Origin of the sequence: Psychrobacter vallis (assembly GCF_904846715.1) — a bacterium.
GTDB classification, from domain to species: domain Bacteria; phylum Pseudomonadota; class Gammaproteobacteria; order Pseudomonadales; family Moraxellaceae; genus Psychrobacter; species Psychrobacter vallis.
The window spans coordinates 127261-144387 of record NZ_CAJHBU010000003.1 but is presented as its reverse complement, the minus strand read 5'-3'; the positions used below and the strand labels follow the sequence as shown (position 1 = coordinate 144387).

13 protein-coding genes and 1 pseudogene are annotated in these 17127 nt (G+C 43.5%); 9 read left to right on the top strand and 5 right to left on the bottom strand.

What is annotated here, in order from left to right:
• Positions 1–11: 11 nt before the first annotated feature.
• Complete coding sequence (creC, locus tag JMY02_RS03120; protein WP_201595068.1) at positions 12–1763, top strand: two-component system sensor histidine kinase CreC; 1752 nt, start codon at positions 12–14, stop codon at positions 1761–1763.
• Between the two features lie 175 nt (positions 1764–1938).
• Positions 1939–2139 carry a hypothetical protein gene (locus JMY02_RS03115; protein ID WP_201595066.1) on the top strand — a complete coding sequence of 67 codons (201 nt, stop codon included), beginning with the start codon at positions 1939–1941 and terminating at the stop codon, positions 2137–2139.
• Between the two features lie 115 nt (positions 2140–2254).
• On the opposite strand, the gene aroC is transcribed toward JMY02_RS03115, so the two are convergent.
• Both aroC and prmB read right to left on the bottom strand, forming a co-directional pair.
• On the bottom strand, positions 2255–3358 hold the full coding sequence (aroC, locus tag JMY02_RS03110; RefSeq protein WP_201595064.1) for a chorismate synthase: 1104 nt from the start codon (positions 3356–3358) through the stop codon (positions 2255–2257).
• 98 nt (positions 3359–3456) lie between these two features.
• Positions 3457–4632: a 50S ribosomal protein L3 N(5)-glutamine methyltransferase gene (gene prmB / locus JMY02_RS03105; protein WP_227678395.1), complete on the bottom strand. Its 1176-nt coding sequence runs from the start codon at positions 4630–4632 to the stop codon at positions 3457–3459.
• A gap of 406 nt (positions 4633–5038) precedes the next feature.
• Here prmB and JMY02_RS03100 point away from each other — a divergent pair, with 406 nt between their 5' ends.
• Positions 5039–6445 (top strand): L,D-transpeptidase family protein, encoded by a 1407-nt coding sequence (locus tag JMY02_RS03100; RefSeq protein ID WP_201595235.1) that lies wholly within the window; start codon positions 5039–5041, stop codon positions 6443–6445.
• A gap of 206 nt (positions 6446–6651) precedes the next feature.
• Here the strand turns inward: JMY02_RS03100 and JMY02_RS03095 are convergent, their stop codons facing one another.
• Complete coding sequence (locus JMY02_RS03095) at positions 6652–6864, bottom strand: hypothetical protein (RefSeq protein WP_021814963.1); 213 nt, start codon at positions 6862–6864, stop codon at positions 6652–6654.
• A gap of 288 nt (positions 6865–7152) precedes the next feature.
• On the opposite strand from JMY02_RS03095, the gene JMY02_RS03090 reads away from it, so the two are divergent.
• The 5 genes and pseudogenes from JMY02_RS03090 (at position 7153) to JMY02_RS03070 (ending at position 14470) form a co-directional block, all read left to right on the top strand.
• Complete coding sequence (locus tag JMY02_RS03090; protein ID WP_227678393.1) at positions 7153–8829, top strand: TIGR00341 family protein; 1677 nt, start codon at positions 7153–7155, stop codon at positions 8827–8829.
• A 167-nt stretch (positions 8830–8996) separates the two neighbouring features.
• Positions 8997–11669, top strand: a complete 2673-nt coding sequence (alaS, locus tag JMY02_RS03085) for an alanine--tRNA ligase (protein ID WP_201595060.1) — start codon at positions 8997–8999, stop codon at positions 11667–11669.
• Between the two features lie 297 nt (positions 11670–11966).
• Complete coding sequence (locus JMY02_RS03080) at positions 11967–13253, top strand: aspartate kinase (protein ID WP_201595058.1); 1287 nt, start codon at positions 11967–11969, stop codon at positions 13251–13253.
• A gap of 473 nt (positions 13254–13726) precedes the next feature.
• Positions 13727–13894: pseudogene (gene csrA, locus JMY02_RS03075) on the top strand (carbon storage regulator CsrA); the annotation flags it as partial.
• A gap of 201 nt (positions 13895–14095) precedes the next feature.
• The gene (locus JMY02_RS03070) at positions 14096–14470 is read left to right on the top strand and encodes a HopJ type III effector protein (protein WP_010199421.1); all 375 of its coding nucleotides are present in this window, start codon (positions 14096–14098) and stop codon (positions 14468–14470) included.
• Between the two features lie 70 nt (positions 14471–14540).
• Here JMY02_RS03070 and JMY02_RS03065 read toward each other — a convergent pair whose 3' ends face one another.
• Positions 14541–14852 carry a YeaC family protein gene (locus JMY02_RS03065; RefSeq protein ID WP_021814967.1) on the bottom strand — a complete coding sequence of 104 codons (312 nt, stop codon included), beginning with the start codon at positions 14850–14852 and terminating at the stop codon, positions 14541–14543.
• Between the two features lie 56 nt (positions 14853–14908).
• A complete protein-coding gene (locus JMY02_RS03060; protein ID WP_201595056.1) occupies positions 14909–15913 on the bottom strand; it encodes an NAD(+) kinase in 1005 nt (334 codons plus the stop codon).
• 448 nt (positions 15914–16361) lie between these two features.
• Here JMY02_RS03060 and JMY02_RS03055 point away from each other — a divergent pair, with 448 nt between their 5' ends.
• Complete coding sequence (locus JMY02_RS03055) at positions 16362–17084, top strand: Bax inhibitor-1/YccA family protein (protein WP_201595054.1); 723 nt, start codon at positions 16362–16364, stop codon at positions 17082–17084.
• Positions 17085–17127: the final 43 nt, after the last annotated feature.

The window sequence follows — 17127 nt, the reverse complement described above, 5'->3', positions numbered from 1 at the left end:
CCTCCAAAACCATGAAACATAAAGTCAGTGACAATCACAAAACCAGTGATAGTACTCCTACACACCAAAGCAACTGGTATGCAAAACTGCATCCGATTGGCACCGCGCAGCAAACAACAAAGCCTAAACGATTACTGAATTTGAGTATTTTTTTCAGAATTTGGTTGGCGGTTGCTTTGGTACTGATCATTTGCGGTGTGGTTGCATTTACTCAACTATTTGGTTATGTCAAACCAACAGCGCAGCAAGTCATCGAAGACACGTTATTGGATACCAGTAAATTTCTCGCGGCGAATTTGCAGTTGCCATTGTCCTCGGGCCAGCTATATGATGATGTTTATCAAGCAAAGCTCGATACGGCTTTTATCAGTACGCCAGCAACTCATGAGACCACCCAGCCTAAATATGAAAACAAAAACCATAGCAGTTTTCGGGTATACGTAACCGATAGTAAAGGGCTGGTCATTTATGACTCACTACCCGAGCCTAACAATGATGAAGGGCAAGACTATAGTCGCTGGAATGATGTGTATTTGACCTTGAATGGTCGATATGGGGTCAGAAGCACAACGCAAAACCAAAATCAGCGCGATGGTACGATCATGTATGTGGCACAGCCCATAAAAAGTGAAACAGGCAAGCTGATGGGTGTCGTCAGCGTTGGTAAGCCAGTCGCTAGTGTATTGCCTTATTTAGACAGAACACGCGAGCGCATGTTTATTACTGCGCTGCTTATGAGCATTGCTGCCCTCATTTTAGCAGGATTGGTAGCATGGTGGCTCAAACAAAGCATTACCTTGGTGACCCAATATACCAGTGCGTTGGCGGAGGACACCAAAAAACCGTATTTCTACTTAGGCCATGAGCTAAATAGCCTGACTGATACGATTGAATCTATGAAACATCAATTAGAAAATCGAGCTTATGTCACAGATTATGTCCATACGCTTACTCATGAGCTCAAAAGCCCCTTAACAGCAATTCGCGCCAGCAGTGAGCTATTAGAGGACGGGGGGCTGGATGCAGAGGATAGGCAAATGCTCATCGAAACCATTGGTGAACAAAGTATTAAAATGCAGCAGCTGATTGATCGCCTTCTATTACTTGCCAAGATTGAACAACCGACCTTTAAGCTCAATCGCAAATTAACACCTTTATTGCCATTGTTACAAAGTCTGGCAAAAGACAATGCCGCTAAGTTGCAACAGCAGCATCTGCCCCCTATCCAAATCTATATTGATGATCAGTGCTTTACTGAAACGACCGTTTTACAGCCAAATATGTTGGCACACACCAGTGTTTTTGCTGACCAGTTTTGGTTGGTACAAGTGCTGCAAAATGTACTAGACAACGCCATTCATTTTGCCGAAAGCACGGTCATTATTTATATACACAACTCACTAAATACCGTGACCATTGATATATTTAATGATGGCAAATTACTACCTGACTATGCGGTTGATAAAGCATTTGACCGTTACTTTAGTCTATCGCATCAGAGTCAACCTGCCCATCATTCAACAAGCCATTCATCAGATAAAGACTCGTCCCACAGCCTTGAAACAGAATCTCCTAGCATGTCTCGTAGCACAATCAAAAAAGGTACTGGCCTTGGCTTAACCTTGGTCAAGCAAGTCATTGAGCATCATGGCGGTCATGTCGCTATTAACAATGTTATTGCAAACAGTGATCAAGGTAATGCCTCTATGAGTCAGCTTTCTGGCGTAATGGTCAGTATTACCTTGCCTTTGACTAAAGAATAAATAGCTTAAAAAAACCTAGACTCATCCGCTTCAACACCCTTTTTTCCTATCGCTAAAAACTCTATGCTTAATGACAATTCATTAACTTTCCATCATTGGTACACGTGATTTCTATCTTTTTATTTTACGATAGCGTTATTCATCTTCGTAATCTAAATTAAAGGTAGACAGAGCAATGCAAAATCTTATGCATCAAAATCAAATCATAGAAAACTGCTTAGGTCGTAGTCGCCATTATTGTCTACAAGCATTATCGCATGAAGGAATTGATAGCATTACTTTTGGCCATTGGCTGGCCATTCCTAGCCAGCAGCTACTTTTGGTGTTTAGACATCAACGATGCGTGGCGATTGATGGTTATCAGCTGGCAGCTTAAACTCTTATCAGCTCGACATAGTGGCAACTGCACTTATTTTGCCATAAAAAAACCCTTTATTATTTTTAGTCATTTAATACTAAAAACGATAAAGGGGTTTTTTATAACAGTAATGTTAAGTAATAGACTGTACTGGCGGCTGGACATCTGCATTTTGACCACGATGACGCAGATAATGATCGAGCAATACAATCGCTAGCATAGCTTCAGCAATGGGCGTTGCGCGTACACCAACGCAAGGGTCATGACGACCTTTGGTCAACATATCCACAGACTCACCTTGAGTATTGATACTCTTGCCAGCAGTCGTAATACTAGACGTGGGCTTAAGGGCAATACTGACTCGAATATCTTGGCCTGACGAGATGCCACCCAATATACCGCCTGCGTGATTGGCCGTAAATCCATCTGGGGTCATCTCATCACGAGAGCGATGGCCAAACTGTCCTGCGACATCCATACCATCGCCAATCTCCACCCCTTTTACTGCATTAATGCTCATCATGGCATGGGCGATGTCTGCATCTAAGCGATCAAATACAGGCTCTCCAAGTCCAACTGGTACACCACTAGCGATAATCTCAAGGCGAGCACCGCAACTGGTTCCTTCACGGCGGAGGCTATCTATCAATGTCTCAAAACGACCTATGGCTTCTTTATCCGCACAAAAAAACGGATTGCTATTCACAAACTCCCAATCAATTTGACTTGGCTCTAGGACGTTACTGTATTCATTACCGATTTGGGTAACGTGACCACGGATTTGTACTCCTAAGCGATCTTGTAGGTACTTTTTAGCAATAGCACCCGCTGCCACCCGCATCGCTGTCTCACGTGCCGATGAACGCCCACCACCACGATAGTCGCGAAAGCCATACTTCATACTATAAGTATAATCGGCATGACCCGGACGAAAAGTATCTTTGATGTCGCTATAGTCTTTGGATTTTTGATTGGTATTGCGAATCAATAGGCCAATAGAGGTGCCTGTCGTTTTGCCTTCAAACACACCAGAGATAATCTCAACTTCATCAGACTCACGGCGCTGGGTTGAGTACTTGGATGTCCCCGGTTTGCGGCGATCCAAATCTACTTGTAAATCCTCTTCAGACAGCGCTAAACCTGGTGGCACGCCATCGACGATTGCCATCAAACCTGCACCGTGCGACTCGCCGCAAGTGGTAACTGTAAAAACCTGTCCAATACTATTGCCTGCCATAACTATCCTTAAACAAGTAAACGCGACTGCTGCTTATTTGACCAACTGTCTGTGATTTTTACTGATCATTACCAACTTTTATAACTATGTATGTATGGCTATTGGATACTATCCAACTGCTGTATAAAAGCAGCAAACAACTGACGACTGGCTACTAATTCATCATAAGTAATTGCAAAAACGCCATGTCCGCCATGAGCAAATTTTAGCCAATCAAACTGGATTTCAGGATAAGCTTGTTTTAATGCCCACTCACTATCGCCCACTTCACAAATGAGTAAGCCTTCTGGACTCAAATAGTCTGGTGCTTCAAACAAAATACGATGAACCAAATCCAACCCATCTTGACCCGCTGCTAATGCATGTTCAGGCTCATATAAAAACTCAGGTGGCAGCTCTGCCATGATGGCCGCATCGACATATGGCGGATTGGTAACGATAAGCTCATACTGATTTTCAGCAGGGATTTTAGCAAATAGGTCTGATTCAATCACATTGACTTGATGACCAAGATCATGGTGATCGACATTGACCATTGCCACTTCTAGCGCCCCTTTATCAATGTCAGCTGCATCGACCAGTGCATCGACGAAACGCGTTGCAAGGGCAATCGCAATACAGCCTGAGCCGGTACATAAATCTAAAATGCGTTCAGGCTGCGACAATTGCTTAACGTCTAAACCGTGATCGTAAAATGCCGCGGTTTGTTCATTGACACCTACCCCAAGCGGTTTGGCCAGCTCACTGACTTCAAAATACGGATGGAACTGCTGACGTATCAACTCTGCGATAGGTGAACGCGGGATCAAAACACGCTCATCAACATAAAAAGGCAAATCACAGAAGTACGACAAGTTAATTAAGTAGCTTAGCGGCTTACGCTCAGCGATACGCTCTTCTAACAAGCTTAGTACCAACTGCTTCTCTGAGGTGGTCAAGCGGCAATCAAGAATTTGCTCATTCGCTGACCAATCTAAAGAGAGTGAGTGCAAAACAATCGCTGCTGCTTCAGCAAACTCATCGGTGGTGCCTTGCGCAACGACCACATCATAATTACGCAACTGCGTGACCGAAAAGCGAATGAAGTCACGAATACTAACCAGCTGCTCACGCGCTTCTTCCATCTCTGCATGCAAGTTGGCAAATTGATCGTCCTCACCGAGAAGCCCAGTCTCCAAATCGTACTCGATATCGCCTTCTAGAGCTTGCGACCCATCCTCATTGAAGTATTGATTTTGAAACTCTTCTGCGCTCATTGTTTGGTCTTCTGACATATCGCACCTTGCTGATTGCATTGTTACTGATTACATGGTCACCGACTAATAATAAAATAAATAGTCATTAACTACATGCGAGTGGGTTAAATTGCTTTTTGGGAAAAGCGTATCTGTTAAATGAAATTTCGATTATACATTATAGACATAAACGCTAAGTAGCGCCAATATTTGCACCCATACTGACACTTTGTATTTATGAACATAGCCTGAATAATGAGAATAATTTGTAATAAACAAGCATCATTCAATACATACTCTCGCTATCTTATTGCCCAATTGTAGTGAATACGTCAACGGTTGACGTTTAGCAAGCCTTAAATGCAAAAAGATGTGTCTAAAGTTTGCGAAGCTACCAAATTATGCGCATAATAGCCGCATTAGTAGCAACCACAAGTGACTCAATATTATGAAAATAAAGCCTATTATTACTGCTATCTCTCTCGCTGTCATCAGTGCTAGTGTTAGCGCGCTTGCCGCCCCCGCTGACAATACTCGCTCGTTGCCAGTACGCACAGCTGATGCCATGCCTGGTATCGCAAAGAAAGTCAGCCTCGACGTACAAGAAGATCGTAGTCGCTCAATTAATAGCGCTGCTGCTGTTGCCGTAAAACCCAATGCGAACAACTCCAAGCCAGTAGATCGCATGAACCAACTTATTGATTCAAAGCAAAACGCTACGCCGAACGCTGCTGCTGCCGACAATATGAGTGCAGCAGAACTAACGCTAAAAGATGAACAATCTGACAGCACCGATGATATTAGTGAAGGTCAAGCCGTGGCCGCGCCTAGCGACGTCTCATCTATTGATTCAACTGACCCACTGGCTTTCGAGCTGCCTGACAGTGAAAAACGCCAAGACTTCAGCGATGATCCTACCATCAAAAATATCGAAGACAAAGATGGTAAGAGATACACCACGCTAAACTTGTCAAATTATGCCAAGCAGGTCAATGAAGCGGTCTGGTCACCTAATATGAAAGTCAACTCAGCGATGACTATTAAAATGCAGGCATTGCTTGATTGGAACCATGCTTCTCCAGGTCCTATCGATGGCGGCTGGGGTATGAACAGCAAAAAAGCCCTTATCAACTTCCAAACCATGAAAGGCTTGCCAGCGACTGGCAAAATGGATCAAAAAACATGGGATGCATTGATCAAAAATATCCCTGCTAATAAACCAGTATTGGTCACTTATACGATCACTGAAGATGACATCAATACCAACTTTGCGACCACGCCTGCTACCTCAGAAGCAAAGTCAAAGATGAAAGGCCTGTATTATCAAGATATCAAAGAAATGCTGGGTGAACGTTTCCATATGGATGTACGTTACTTAGACAAGCTAAATACAAACAAAGCGTATAAAGCTGGCGAGACCGTCACTGTTCTTAATACCCGTGGCCCGCTTAATCAGCGTATCAATCGCGTCGTTGCCAATAAAGCAGAAAAAACACTGTACGCCTACAATGGTAATAAATTGGTTGCCACTTACCCAACCACGATTGGTAGTGATGCCACACCTTCCCCACAAGGTACTTTCAAGATTATCAATAAAGTAAAAATGCCTTGGTATAAAGCAACCGTTGGTGAAGGTGCACAGAAAAAAATCCATATGCTACCACCAGGACCAAACAACCCTGTCGGCGTAGTATGGATGGGCTTATCTAAACCTTCTTATGGACTACATGGCTCACCAAAGCCTGAAGGCATCAGTCGCCAAGCATCAGCAGGTTGTGTGCGTTTGACCAACTGGGATGTGCTAGAGGTTTATGCCAATATCGAAAATGGCGCGACCGTTGAGCTGCAATAAATATTTATAAATGATGAATAAAAAGACCTTGATATCAAGGTCTTTTTTTATGGTCAGAATAAGGCGTGTTGGTCTAAAAACTTGAGGTTTTACCAGCAATATAGTCGAGTCAGTTTACAGTGGTTACAAGGCAACCGAGTGCAGATAGTGCTGTTGTACAGCAAACAAGCTTAACACCGTACCCATTTATAAATACTTTGACTATATTAAGCACCGTAGCCTTCTTCGTTCCCAGTAATATTGCCTAGTTTTTTGCTGAAATACCAGCTGATAGGCAAACTCAACAGCAAGCCCGTGGCGATAACGATTCGAATATGGACAATCTCATTGAACCCTGTCACCAAAGCGGTAACCATAAGCACGCCAATAACGACTGTTAATGCGATGGTAAAAACTACAGAAAATAATGGCCAGTTCATTACCTACTCCTTACTTTTATTGTGGATATAGTATCTTTATACACTAAACCCACAATAAAAGTAAGTGTTTCTTTTGAACCTTGTGGCCACTGATATTCAACGGTTCTCAGAAAAAACCTTGTTACTATTAAGGTTTTTATCGCAAGCACTGCATTGTTTTAAATATTACTTTTTGACCACCTCTATTCACCTATTTCTCTTTTCGTAAATCGCAAAAAACTCATATATTTTTATCTGTTTATCATTACAATAATGACTTTCTGTTCTCTTTTAAGAAAGTTTTCTATTATGACCTCATCCGAAAAAAGCGCTGCGCCTGACTCATCGAATCTACAAAACTCGTCAACTTCTACTGATCGTTTGGATAATCAAGATACTTTACCTAGTACAGTGGCTGATGCTGCGGTGATAGATGATCCTGAGATGGTGGAAGATAAAGACTTGGCATGTACTCAGGATTCTGAAGCCAATATAGTGATAGAGTCGATCAGCGAAGATGTAGCAGTAGCAACACTAGAACCATCTGAGTCTGAGTCAACCTATGAAGAGTCCGTTGCTATAAAGTCAGAATCAGATTTTTTTCAAGTGGAGGCTGTGAATGCCGCAGAAACAAGTTCTGCCAATTCACCTGAAACGGAAACGGCTCTTGAAACAGAAGATAGTCACCCTATTGACGAGCAAAATACGTCAATAGAGCAAGCGGATAAATCTTCAGCCAATCGGCGAAAAGCAGACGACAACGCCAAAAATAAAAATACAACTCAAGTCAATCACATACCGACTGCTAGCCAAGACGAAAATACTGATGTTAAAGATATTGACGTCACAGATAATGCAGAGCCGCTAAGTGACAAAGAGGAAGAAGTCAAAGAAGAAAAAGAAGCCAAGCTTGAGTCTTATAAGCAATTTGTAGCAGAGCAATTCAGCAAACAAAAAGTCGATTACCCTGAAGTACGTGTCAGGATTGAGGCCAATGCGCTGCCGACCAGAATGTACTTTGTGATGAATGCGCTATCCGCTATCATCGCCAGTTACGGCTTAATTACCAATTCTGCCGCTGTAGTCATTGGGGCAATGTTGGTGGCTATGATGCTAGGCCCTATCACAGGGGTAGCACTCGCGGTCATTGATTATCGTATGCCGTTACTGCGCAAGTCATTGTTTGCTGTTGCCGCTGGTGTATTACTAGTCATCCTCGTCGGCTTTATCATTGGCTTATTGCATAGCACTCAGCCGCTGACAGCAGAGATATTGTCTCGTACTCAGCCAACCTCTATGGATTTAATGATCGCTTTAGCGGGCGGTACAGCGGGTGCTTACGCCATGGTTTCACCGCACCTCTCGGTCGCCGTTGTGGGCGTGGCAGTAGCCACTGCTTTGGTGCCACCACTTGCTGCTAGTGGTATTTTATTTGCCAATGGTGAGATAAAATTTGGCTTTGGGGCACTTTTATTAGCCGTTACCAACATCGTTGCTATTCAATTTACCAACGCTCTTGTGTTGTGGGTTTTAGGCTTTCGTCGCTTGGTCGATGACGATTATAAGTCGAACACCTATTTGACATTTTTGCAACGCAACGCCGTGACTTTATTACTCCTAGGTGGACTAGGCACTTATTTGACCATTAATCTACACACTAACGCCAAGCAACAAATGTTTGAAAACAATGTCAAAGAAACCATCAATACCTACTTTGTTGATAAGGGCAACGTACTGACCAATACGCAATTTGACACCGCAGATGAAAATCAAGTCGTACGTGCCATCATTCGCGGTGAGACAACGCCTAGCTCATACGATGTGCGCCAAATCGAATCAACCATTACCCTAGATATGAAAGAAAACTTCCCTGACTATTTGCCCATTAAAGTGCAACTGCGCTACTTGCCAGTACAAGTGATTGAATCTCATCCATTGATACAAGATAAGCTCGATGAAACCGATGCGGCAATTTTGACCAATTAACGTCCATCTTATTCAGCCATTTTCGATTGACTAAAATGCTGGTTTTATTCATAGAATACCCTAGCAGTTGTAACTCTTGTACCAAGAGCTTGAGCGTTTGTGCTAAAATCGCTTGCAAAATTATTTTACTTAATATACTCAATTCTATCCGTCAGTAAGGAGCCGCTGTGAGCCAGCCATTTCGCTCAGCCGATATTCGCCAAGCCTTTATCGATTTTTTTATAAGCAAGCAGCACACCCCAGTGCCATCGTCTAGCCTGATTCCACATAATGACCCGACATTGCTGTTTACCAATGCCGGTATGAATCAGTTTAAAGAGACCTTTTTGGGTATGGAACCACGTGATTATACGCGTGCTGTTACTTCGCAAAAATGCGTACGAGCTGGTGGCAAACATAATGATTTGGACAATGTAGGCTACACAGCACGCCATCATACGTTTTTTGAAATGCTCGGTAATTTCTCGTTTGGCGATTATTTTAAACAAGCAGGTATTGAATATATCTGGGAGTTTTTGACCTCTAGCGATTGGCTTGCCATTGATAAAGACCGTTTGTATGTCACCATTTACGAAACCGACGATGAAGCCTTTGATATTTGGAATAAAAACATCGGTATTCCAAGCGAGCGCATCATTCGTATTGGCGATAATAAAGGCGCGCCGTACGCCTCAGATAACTTTTGGACAATGGGTGATACTGGCCCTTGTGGCCCTTGTACCGAAGTCTTTTATGATCACGGCGCCGACATCGAAGGCGGTTTGCCGGGTACACCAGAAGAAGATGGTGATCGCTATATCGAGATCTGGAATTGCGTATTTATGCAATTCAATCGCCAAAAAGACGGTACGCTATTGCCACTCCCTGCGCCAAGTGTTGATACGGGCATGGGGCTTGAACGTATTAGTGCCATTATGCAAGGCGTTCATGGTAACTATGAGATCGATTTATTCACTCATTTAATGGATGCGGCCGCTGAGATTTTAGAGATTAACAATGAACAACAGTCGTCACTAAAAGTCATCGCAGATCATATCCGCGCTGTATCGTTTTTGATTGCTGATGGCGTCACGCCAAGCAACGAAGGTCGTGGCTATGTACTGCGCCGCGTGATTCGTCGTGCGGTTCGTCATGGCAACAAGCTTGGCGCAGACAGTGATTTCTTTTATAAAATGGTCGCGCCATTGGTTGCTGAAATGGGCACAGCCTATCCAGAACTAGCAAGCAAGCAAAGCGTCATAGAAAACGCCATTCAAAAAGAAGAAGCACAGTTTGCCAAGACACTAGCGCAAGGGTTGCGTTTGCTTGCCAGCGAACTTGAAGGCTTACAAGATGGTGACACGCTCTCTGGTGAAGCCGCTTTTAAGTTGTATGACACTTACGGTTTCCCGATTGATTTGACCGCTGACATCACACGCGAACGTGGTATCGCTATTGATGAAGCTGAGTTCGATGAGCACATGCAAGCGCAACGTGAGCGTGCTCGCGATGCTGGCAAATTCGATGTCGATTATAGCAGCGTTATCCAAGTAGAGACGCCAACGACATTTATTGGTTATGAACAATTAGAAGAAGATGGCGTTACTGTCAATGCGCTTTATCAAGACGGCAATGCAACCGACAGCTTAACTGAAGGAACAGAAGGTGTTGTCGTGCTTGACCGTACCCCTTTCTATGCCGAAGGTGGTGGTCAGGTTGGTGAGCTGGGCGAGATTCGTACTGCGACAGGTGTCTTTGAAGTTCAAGATACCAAAAAATCTGGTCAAGCTATCATTCATTATGGTGTGGTAACCATGGGTGACATTAGCACCAAACAAACAGCAGATGCTCAAGTGCTATCTAGTATCCGTGCGGCAAGCGCCAAAAACCACTCTGCCACTCACCTATTGCATGCAGCATTAAGAGAAGTATTGGGCGAGGAAGTCACGCAAAAAGGCTCGCTGGTCTCAAGTGATGTGCTGCGTTTTGATTTCTCTTATGACAAACCAGTCAGTAATGCCGAGATCACGCGTGTAGAACGTCTCGTCAACGAGCAAATCCAAGCAAATACTCCTGCCCGTATTGAGAATATGTCTATTGATGAAGCGATGAAACAAGGTGCCATGGCGCTGTTTGGCGAAAAATATGGCAGCAACGTTCGTGTACTGACCATGGGTACAGATAGTATCGTAGACGGTCAGCGCAAGCCTTTCTCTATCGAGCTATGCGGTGGTTTGCATGTACAACGTACTGGTGATATTGGCGTGCTCAAAATCACGAGCGAATCAGGCATCGCCGCTGGTATCCGCCGTATCGAAGCAGTCACGGGTATGAACGCGATTAAAAACATTCAGCAAAGCGAACTACAGCTGAGCGAATTGGCGAGCCAGCTCAAAGTGAAACGTCCTGAAGTGGCGCAGCGTGTCCGCACCATGGCAGATAAACAGCGCGATTTAGAAAAACAACTAGAGCGTTTGCAGCAGAAAATAGCCAGCGCACAAGCAGCCAATTTACTCGATGACGTTCAGACCATTGCTGGTACACCCGTTCTTATTAGTACATTAAGCGGTATCGATGGCAAATCCATTCGTACGCTAATGGACGATATTAAATCTAAACTGCCCGATAGCATCATCGTCCTGATTGGCGATAAAGACGAGCAGTTGGCACTAGCAGCCAGTGTGTCGAAGTCTGTCACTGCTAAAGTGAAGGCAGGTGATATTATTCGTCATTTAGCAGAGGAGCTGGGCGGTAAAGGTGGCGGTAAGCCTGATTATGCCCAAGGCGGTGCACCAAAGTCTAGCAATAGCTCGGCCGTTATTAATGCGCTACCTGCTTGGATCGAAAGCCAGCTCAGCTAAGCATTCAACTAAGTACTATACTGCTGTATTGTCCGCAGGACATGTGATTGGTTATAGCTATTATAACCAATCGCCATACATCTAAGCTGTATGGGCACTTAACCTTATGTCATAGATGTGATATAAAGGTCAACGCTTTCAAACATCGTTCATTCGGTTAAAAGCCATGGTGAACAAATAAAAGACATAGGGCGCAACTCTTATAATACGGCTTTATCTATACCAGCATTGATGACAGTCACATTGACGCTCATCAATGACAATAAAAAGTCATTAATGAATAATAGGTAGGTTTTTATGGCGTTAATAGTACAGAAATACGGCGGCACCTCGATGGGCAGTATCGACCGCATTAAAAACGTCGCCAAACGAGTCAAACGCTGGCATGACAATGGTCACCAAGTTGTCGTCGTCGTATCTGCTATGAGCGGCGAAACCAACCGTTTGATTGATCTGGCACGCCAAATTAGCAATCAGCCTGATCCTCGTGAATATGATCAAATGGTCTCAACGGGTGAGCAAGTTTCTATCTCATTGCTTGCCATGGCAATTAAAGAGCTTGGCATTGGCGCCCGTTCATTCACTGGCCGTCAAGTCGCCATTAAGACTGATAGCGCCCATAATAAAGCCCGTATCGAAAGCATCGACGATGAAAATATTCGTGAACAGCTAGACGCGGGTAATATTGTTATCGTGGCAGGTTTTCAAGGCATTGATGAAGAAGGTAATGCGACGACGTTAGGTCGTGGTGGCTCTGATACGACAGGTGTTGCTATTGCCGCCGCCTTGGGTGCTGATGAGTGTCAAATTTATACCGATGTCGATGGTGTCTATACCACCGATCCTCGCGTGACCTCAAAAGCCAAAAAGCTTGAGAAAATCACCTTTGAAGAAATGCTAGAAATGGCCAGTCTTGGCTCTAAAATTCTCCAGATCCGTTCAGTAGAGTTCGCTGGTAAATATGGCGTGCCTTTGCGTGTGCTATCTAGCTTTGATGAAAATACTGACGGCAGCTTTGACCAAGAATTTCAAGACACCGTTGGTACCCTAATTACGATAGACGAAGGAGACAGTATGGAACAGGCAATCATCTCAGGTATCGCATTCAACCGAGACGAAGCAAAAATTGTAGTACGCGGTGTACCTGATCACCCTGGTATCGCTTCTGCTATCTTAAGTCCGATTGGCCGCGCCAATATCGAAATCGATATGATTGTGCAAAATCTTTCGGTCAATGGTACGACAGACTTCACTTTTACGGTCAATCGCTCTGACTTAGACAAAACGATGAAAGTGCTCAATGAAGAAGTCAAAGACGAGATTGGTGCCAAAGAAATATTGGGTAATAGTGAAGTGGTCAAAGTCTCTTTAGTGGGTGTCGGCATGCGTTCACACGCAGGGGTTGCCAGCCTTATGTTCCAGACTTTGGCTGAAAATAACATCAACATCCAAATGATATCGACCAGTGAAATCAAAGTCTCTGTATTGATTCAAGATCAATATTTAGAAAAAGCGGTTAAATCATTACATACCGCATTTGGTCTTGATCGTGAAGATGGTGAAAGCAAAATCGCTGGACTATAATGCGTTCAGTATAAAACGAGTCAGCGGGACTGGTATGAATTTTTCGCAGCATCGAGCTGCAAAGGCACAGCAAACCAGAAAATTTATACCAGCTCAGCGTTAGAATATATCGCTTAAAACCAGTAAATATAAACATTCGGTTTTCACGGTTTTATTCATTGATGGTTCGTTACTTTCGATAATACTTAAATTAAATAGGGTCTTTTTAGATCCTATTTTTATTTTTTATTATTGCTAGGCTGAGTATTTATCCAATAGTTTTGTGAAAACCCGTGACAGCCTCAGTTATGCCCCCTATAATGGGGCTTTCATTTGGGCTAAATGAATATACCTATCATTGCCGTTATTGGCACAACGTTTGGCATTGTGGTTATTATTAATACATTGCATGTTTGATGCTGCGGTGATGTCCTGCAATTGAGAAGTGATCTAATGAGTAATAATTTGTTGATGCGACATAAGGAGTGTGACGCATGTTAATTTTGACACGCCGCGTGGGCGAAACGCTAATGATTGGCGACGAAGTCAGTGTGACTGTTCTAGGTGTCAAAGGCAATCAAGTACGTATCGGTGTGAATGCACCTAAAGATATTGCCGTACACCGCGAAGAGATTTATCAACGTATTCAGCATGAGCGTTCTGTACAGTCGCAAATGCAGCATCTGGAGCAAGGCAGTTTTGCGCCTTCATTCGATGACGAAGATTATTTTAATCGCTAGGCTGTAATACTAAATGCTTAGCTACTAATAACTATTGGGCACATATAAGCATTGTATTGTTATAAGTAATCTACACAAATACTATATTTTTGCTTTTTGAATCTGCTCTGAGGTCATTTATTTATGAGTATTCGCCAATCAGATGTATCGGCTCTACTTAATGGTTTGAATAAAAAAGCCATTGGATTCAATGATGTCATTAGCTTTATTGATGATTTTTATCGCTATGCACCTGCTCCTTTTGTTAATGGCATGGTACATAATGCAGCTGGTGAAAATGAAGGCAGTGCGAAGATTTTTGGCTTTGCCAAGCATCATGGTTTGAATCAGTTAGATACGCTAAAACTATTCGGCGAGCATTATGCCAAAGTTCAAGCGACGCCTAATGGTACCGATCATGCCAATATTCGCAATTTTTTACATTGGGGCTGGCAAGGGTTTTTGATGCAAAAAAACCCTTTAACGGTACGCCCTAGCGTTGATACGACTGCACTTTAATTACCTGTTAAACACAAAAAAGCCACGCTAACTAGCGTGGCTTTTTCGTTGTGACTCATTATTGAGAAGTTTATTTGTCACGGAATTTAATGGGTTGTACCGCGCCTTTAGGGTTTGGCATGTTGGGATAATGATGCTCATGCTCAACATCACATTCAGCACCAACGATAGAGCCATCTTCTTTAACTGGCTTATGAATGTAACCAGTACGCTCGGCAGGTGGCAGGTGTTCGTGCTCCCAAACCATGACCGCTTGCATGCAGGTTTCGCGCTGTTCAGCGGTTAGCTTACGCCCATCAGGCCATTTACCTAGCTCAATCGCCATACGAAATTTATCCACCACTTCTGGTGTTAGACTTGCTAATATCGTTTGTTTATCCATCTTACTTACTCTCCACCACTATTTTCTATATAGCATTTTTTGTATAACAGATTCGCTTATTCGTCGTCCATAATATCATCATCGACGTCAAGACTGAATTCTTCTGCATGGACGTTCCAGTGTAGCTTGGTACGGCAAGCCTCATAAAAATCAAAACCGGGCGGATGTAACAAAGTGAGCTTATCCGGATGTTTACGAATATAAAGGCGCTGCTCTTGTTCAAGTGGGACGCTTGGCTTGCCGTCTGCACTGACCATCGGCTGAGTGCGATTGTCTTCATGAATACGAATACAAACTTCGCTGTTGCCGCTCACCACAATCGGCCGACTGGATAACGTATGCGGATGCATAGGCACCAGACAGATGGCATCCATGCTCGGATGAATGATAGGCCCACCACCAGACAAGGCATAAGCCGTTGAACCCGTCGGTGTGGCCGCTATTAAGCCGTCACTATGCTGTCTATAAACATCCTGACCGTCAATTTTCATCTGAAAGTCGATCATGTGTACCGATTTTCCAGCATGCAACACGATATCATTGAGTGCCATGTCTTCATGGATGATATTACGCCCTTCTCGTATCTCCATGGTCAACAGAAAACGATGATCCAATTGATAGTCGCCCATCAATACTTGCCGCAACTTAAAAGCGGCTTCCTCAGGTTTTACATCAGCCAAAAAACCTAGACGGCCACGGTTGACACCCAATACAGGCACACGGTAACGCGCCAGTGCCTCAGCAGCATGTAATATTGAGCCATCACCGCCGACGACGATCACCAAATCACAAATTTCACCGATCAAGCCTCGCTTAACGATTTTGACCTTTTCAATTTCTATGAGATCTAATGTCGGCAAGTTGGCAGTTTGCACGTCCATAATCAATGTGAGATTCATATCATTGATCGTCTGGGCAATCTGTACCAGACTTTGTGTGACACTACGCTTACCCGCGCGCCCCATTAGACCAATGCGCCTAAAAGCAGGATTTTTGATAGCGTGGAACAGCTCTGATTCATGTAAATGTGGCAATCTTGCTGACTGCGCTGAGTTTTCCATAGAACGACTCGGTATAACGGTAAAATACAAAGCAATAATAACGATAAATGCGGGCTGAGACTAGTAGGTTTATGAGTAATCGTTGTTAACTGTCGTAATTGACCCCATATAAAAGCCATCACACGTTGTTTTAGACGTGTTCGCTTAGTTACCTTAGGCCAATTTTATACATACACCCATCAGCAAATATAGTCAATCCAGAATAAAAATGGTGCATCCATTAATTATGTTCTACTGGTATAAATTTTCTTCGCTGGCTGTTCGCAAGCGTGACAGAGGCTTCAGAAAATTTACACCAGCAGAACAGTAACCTTTTTAAAGTGGATCAACTATATTGACTGCCGAACCGCTTGGTTGGCAGTCACGTAAACACAGTTGACAATAATGGCGGGTTTGCTAAAGTAGCTGACATCTATATTGTTTATATTTTATTATTAAGGATACATGTATGGCCAATCCTATTGTCAGTCGCGCAGAACTTGCGATCGGCGGTAATCCAATGACGGTCAAGGGTGTGATTCAAAAGACCAGTCTATTACTTGGATTATCAGCCATCACGGGTGTGGGCTTTTTCTTTTATGCACTCATGGCTGGTCTGTCGCAAGGTTTTATTACGATGGCCGCCTTCGGTAGTATGTTTGCCGCTTTTGGTCTTGCTCTTTTTATCACCTTTAAACCGCAGAAAGCCAAAACCTTAGCGGTGCCTTATGCGCTTTTAGAAGGCATATTCTTGGGCGGTATTTCACTGTTCTTTATGAGAATGTATCCAAGCGTGCCAGTCACGGCTATGTGTGCAACTTTTGTGACGGCAGCGGTGATGTTAGGGTTATATCGTTCGGGTCTGGTCAAAGTCACTGAAAAATTCCGCTCCATTGTGACCTCAGCCGTTATTGCCATTATGCTCGTTTACGTAGCACAGTGGGTGCTTTCTTTAGCATTTGGCTCAACCTTACCTTTCTTGTTTGAAGGTGGCGCGATCGCTATCGGCTTTAGCTTATTTGTGATTGTTATCGCGTCTTTTACACTTTTATTGGACTTTGATAATATTGATCGCGGTGTGGCAATGGGCGTTTCTGAAGACTACGAATGGTTATTCAGCATCGGTATCCTTGCCACGCTAGTGTGGATGTACATTGAATTTATGCGTCTACTGAGTTATCTACAAGACTAATTTAAAAAACATTTGACTCTAAAAAGTACCTAACAGCCATTTT

What these genes read in the sequence shown, in the direction of transcription:
- prmB (WP_227678395.1), bottom strand. Translation starts at nt 4,632, where the DNA reads ATGTCAGAAGACCAAACAATGAGCGCAGAAGAGTTTCAAAATCAATAC.
- JMY02_RS03095 (WP_021814963.1), bottom strand. Translation starts at nt 6,864, where the DNA reads ATGAACTGGCCATTATTTTCTGTAGTTTTTACCATCGCATTAACAGTC.
- JMY02_RS03080 (WP_201595058.1), top strand. Translation starts at nt 11,967, where the DNA reads ATGGCGTTAATAGTACAGAAATACGGCGGCACCTCGATGGGCAGTATC.
- JMY02_RS03055 (WP_201595054.1), top strand. Translation starts at nt 16,362, where the DNA reads ATGGCCAATCCTATTGTCAGTCGCGCAGAACTTGCGATCGGCGGTAAT.
- creC (WP_201595068.1), top strand. Translation starts at nt 12, where the DNA reads ATGAAACATAAAGTCAGTGACAATCACAAAACCAGTGATAGTACTCCT.
- JMY02_RS03090 (WP_227678393.1), top strand. Translation starts at nt 7,153, where the DNA reads ATGACCTCATCCGAAAAAAGCGCTGCGCCTGACTCATCGAATCTACAA.
- JMY02_RS03115 (WP_201595066.1), top strand. Translation starts at nt 1,939, where the DNA reads ATGCAAAATCTTATGCATCAAAATCAAATCATAGAAAACTGCTTAGGT.
- JMY02_RS03065 (WP_021814967.1), bottom strand. Translation starts at nt 14,852, where the DNA reads ATGGATAAACAAACGATATTAGCAAGTCTAACACCAGAAGTGGTGGAT.
- JMY02_RS03070 (WP_010199421.1), top strand. Translation starts at nt 14,096, where the DNA reads ATGAGTATTCGCCAATCAGATGTATCGGCTCTACTTAATGGTTTGAAT.
- JMY02_RS03060 (WP_201595056.1), bottom strand. Translation starts at nt 15,913, where the DNA reads ATGGAAAACTCAGCGCAGTCAGCAAGATTGCCACATTTACATGAATCA.
- aroC (WP_201595064.1), bottom strand. Translation starts at nt 3,358, where the DNA reads ATGGCAGGCAATAGTATTGGACAGGTTTTTACAGTTACCACTTGCGGC.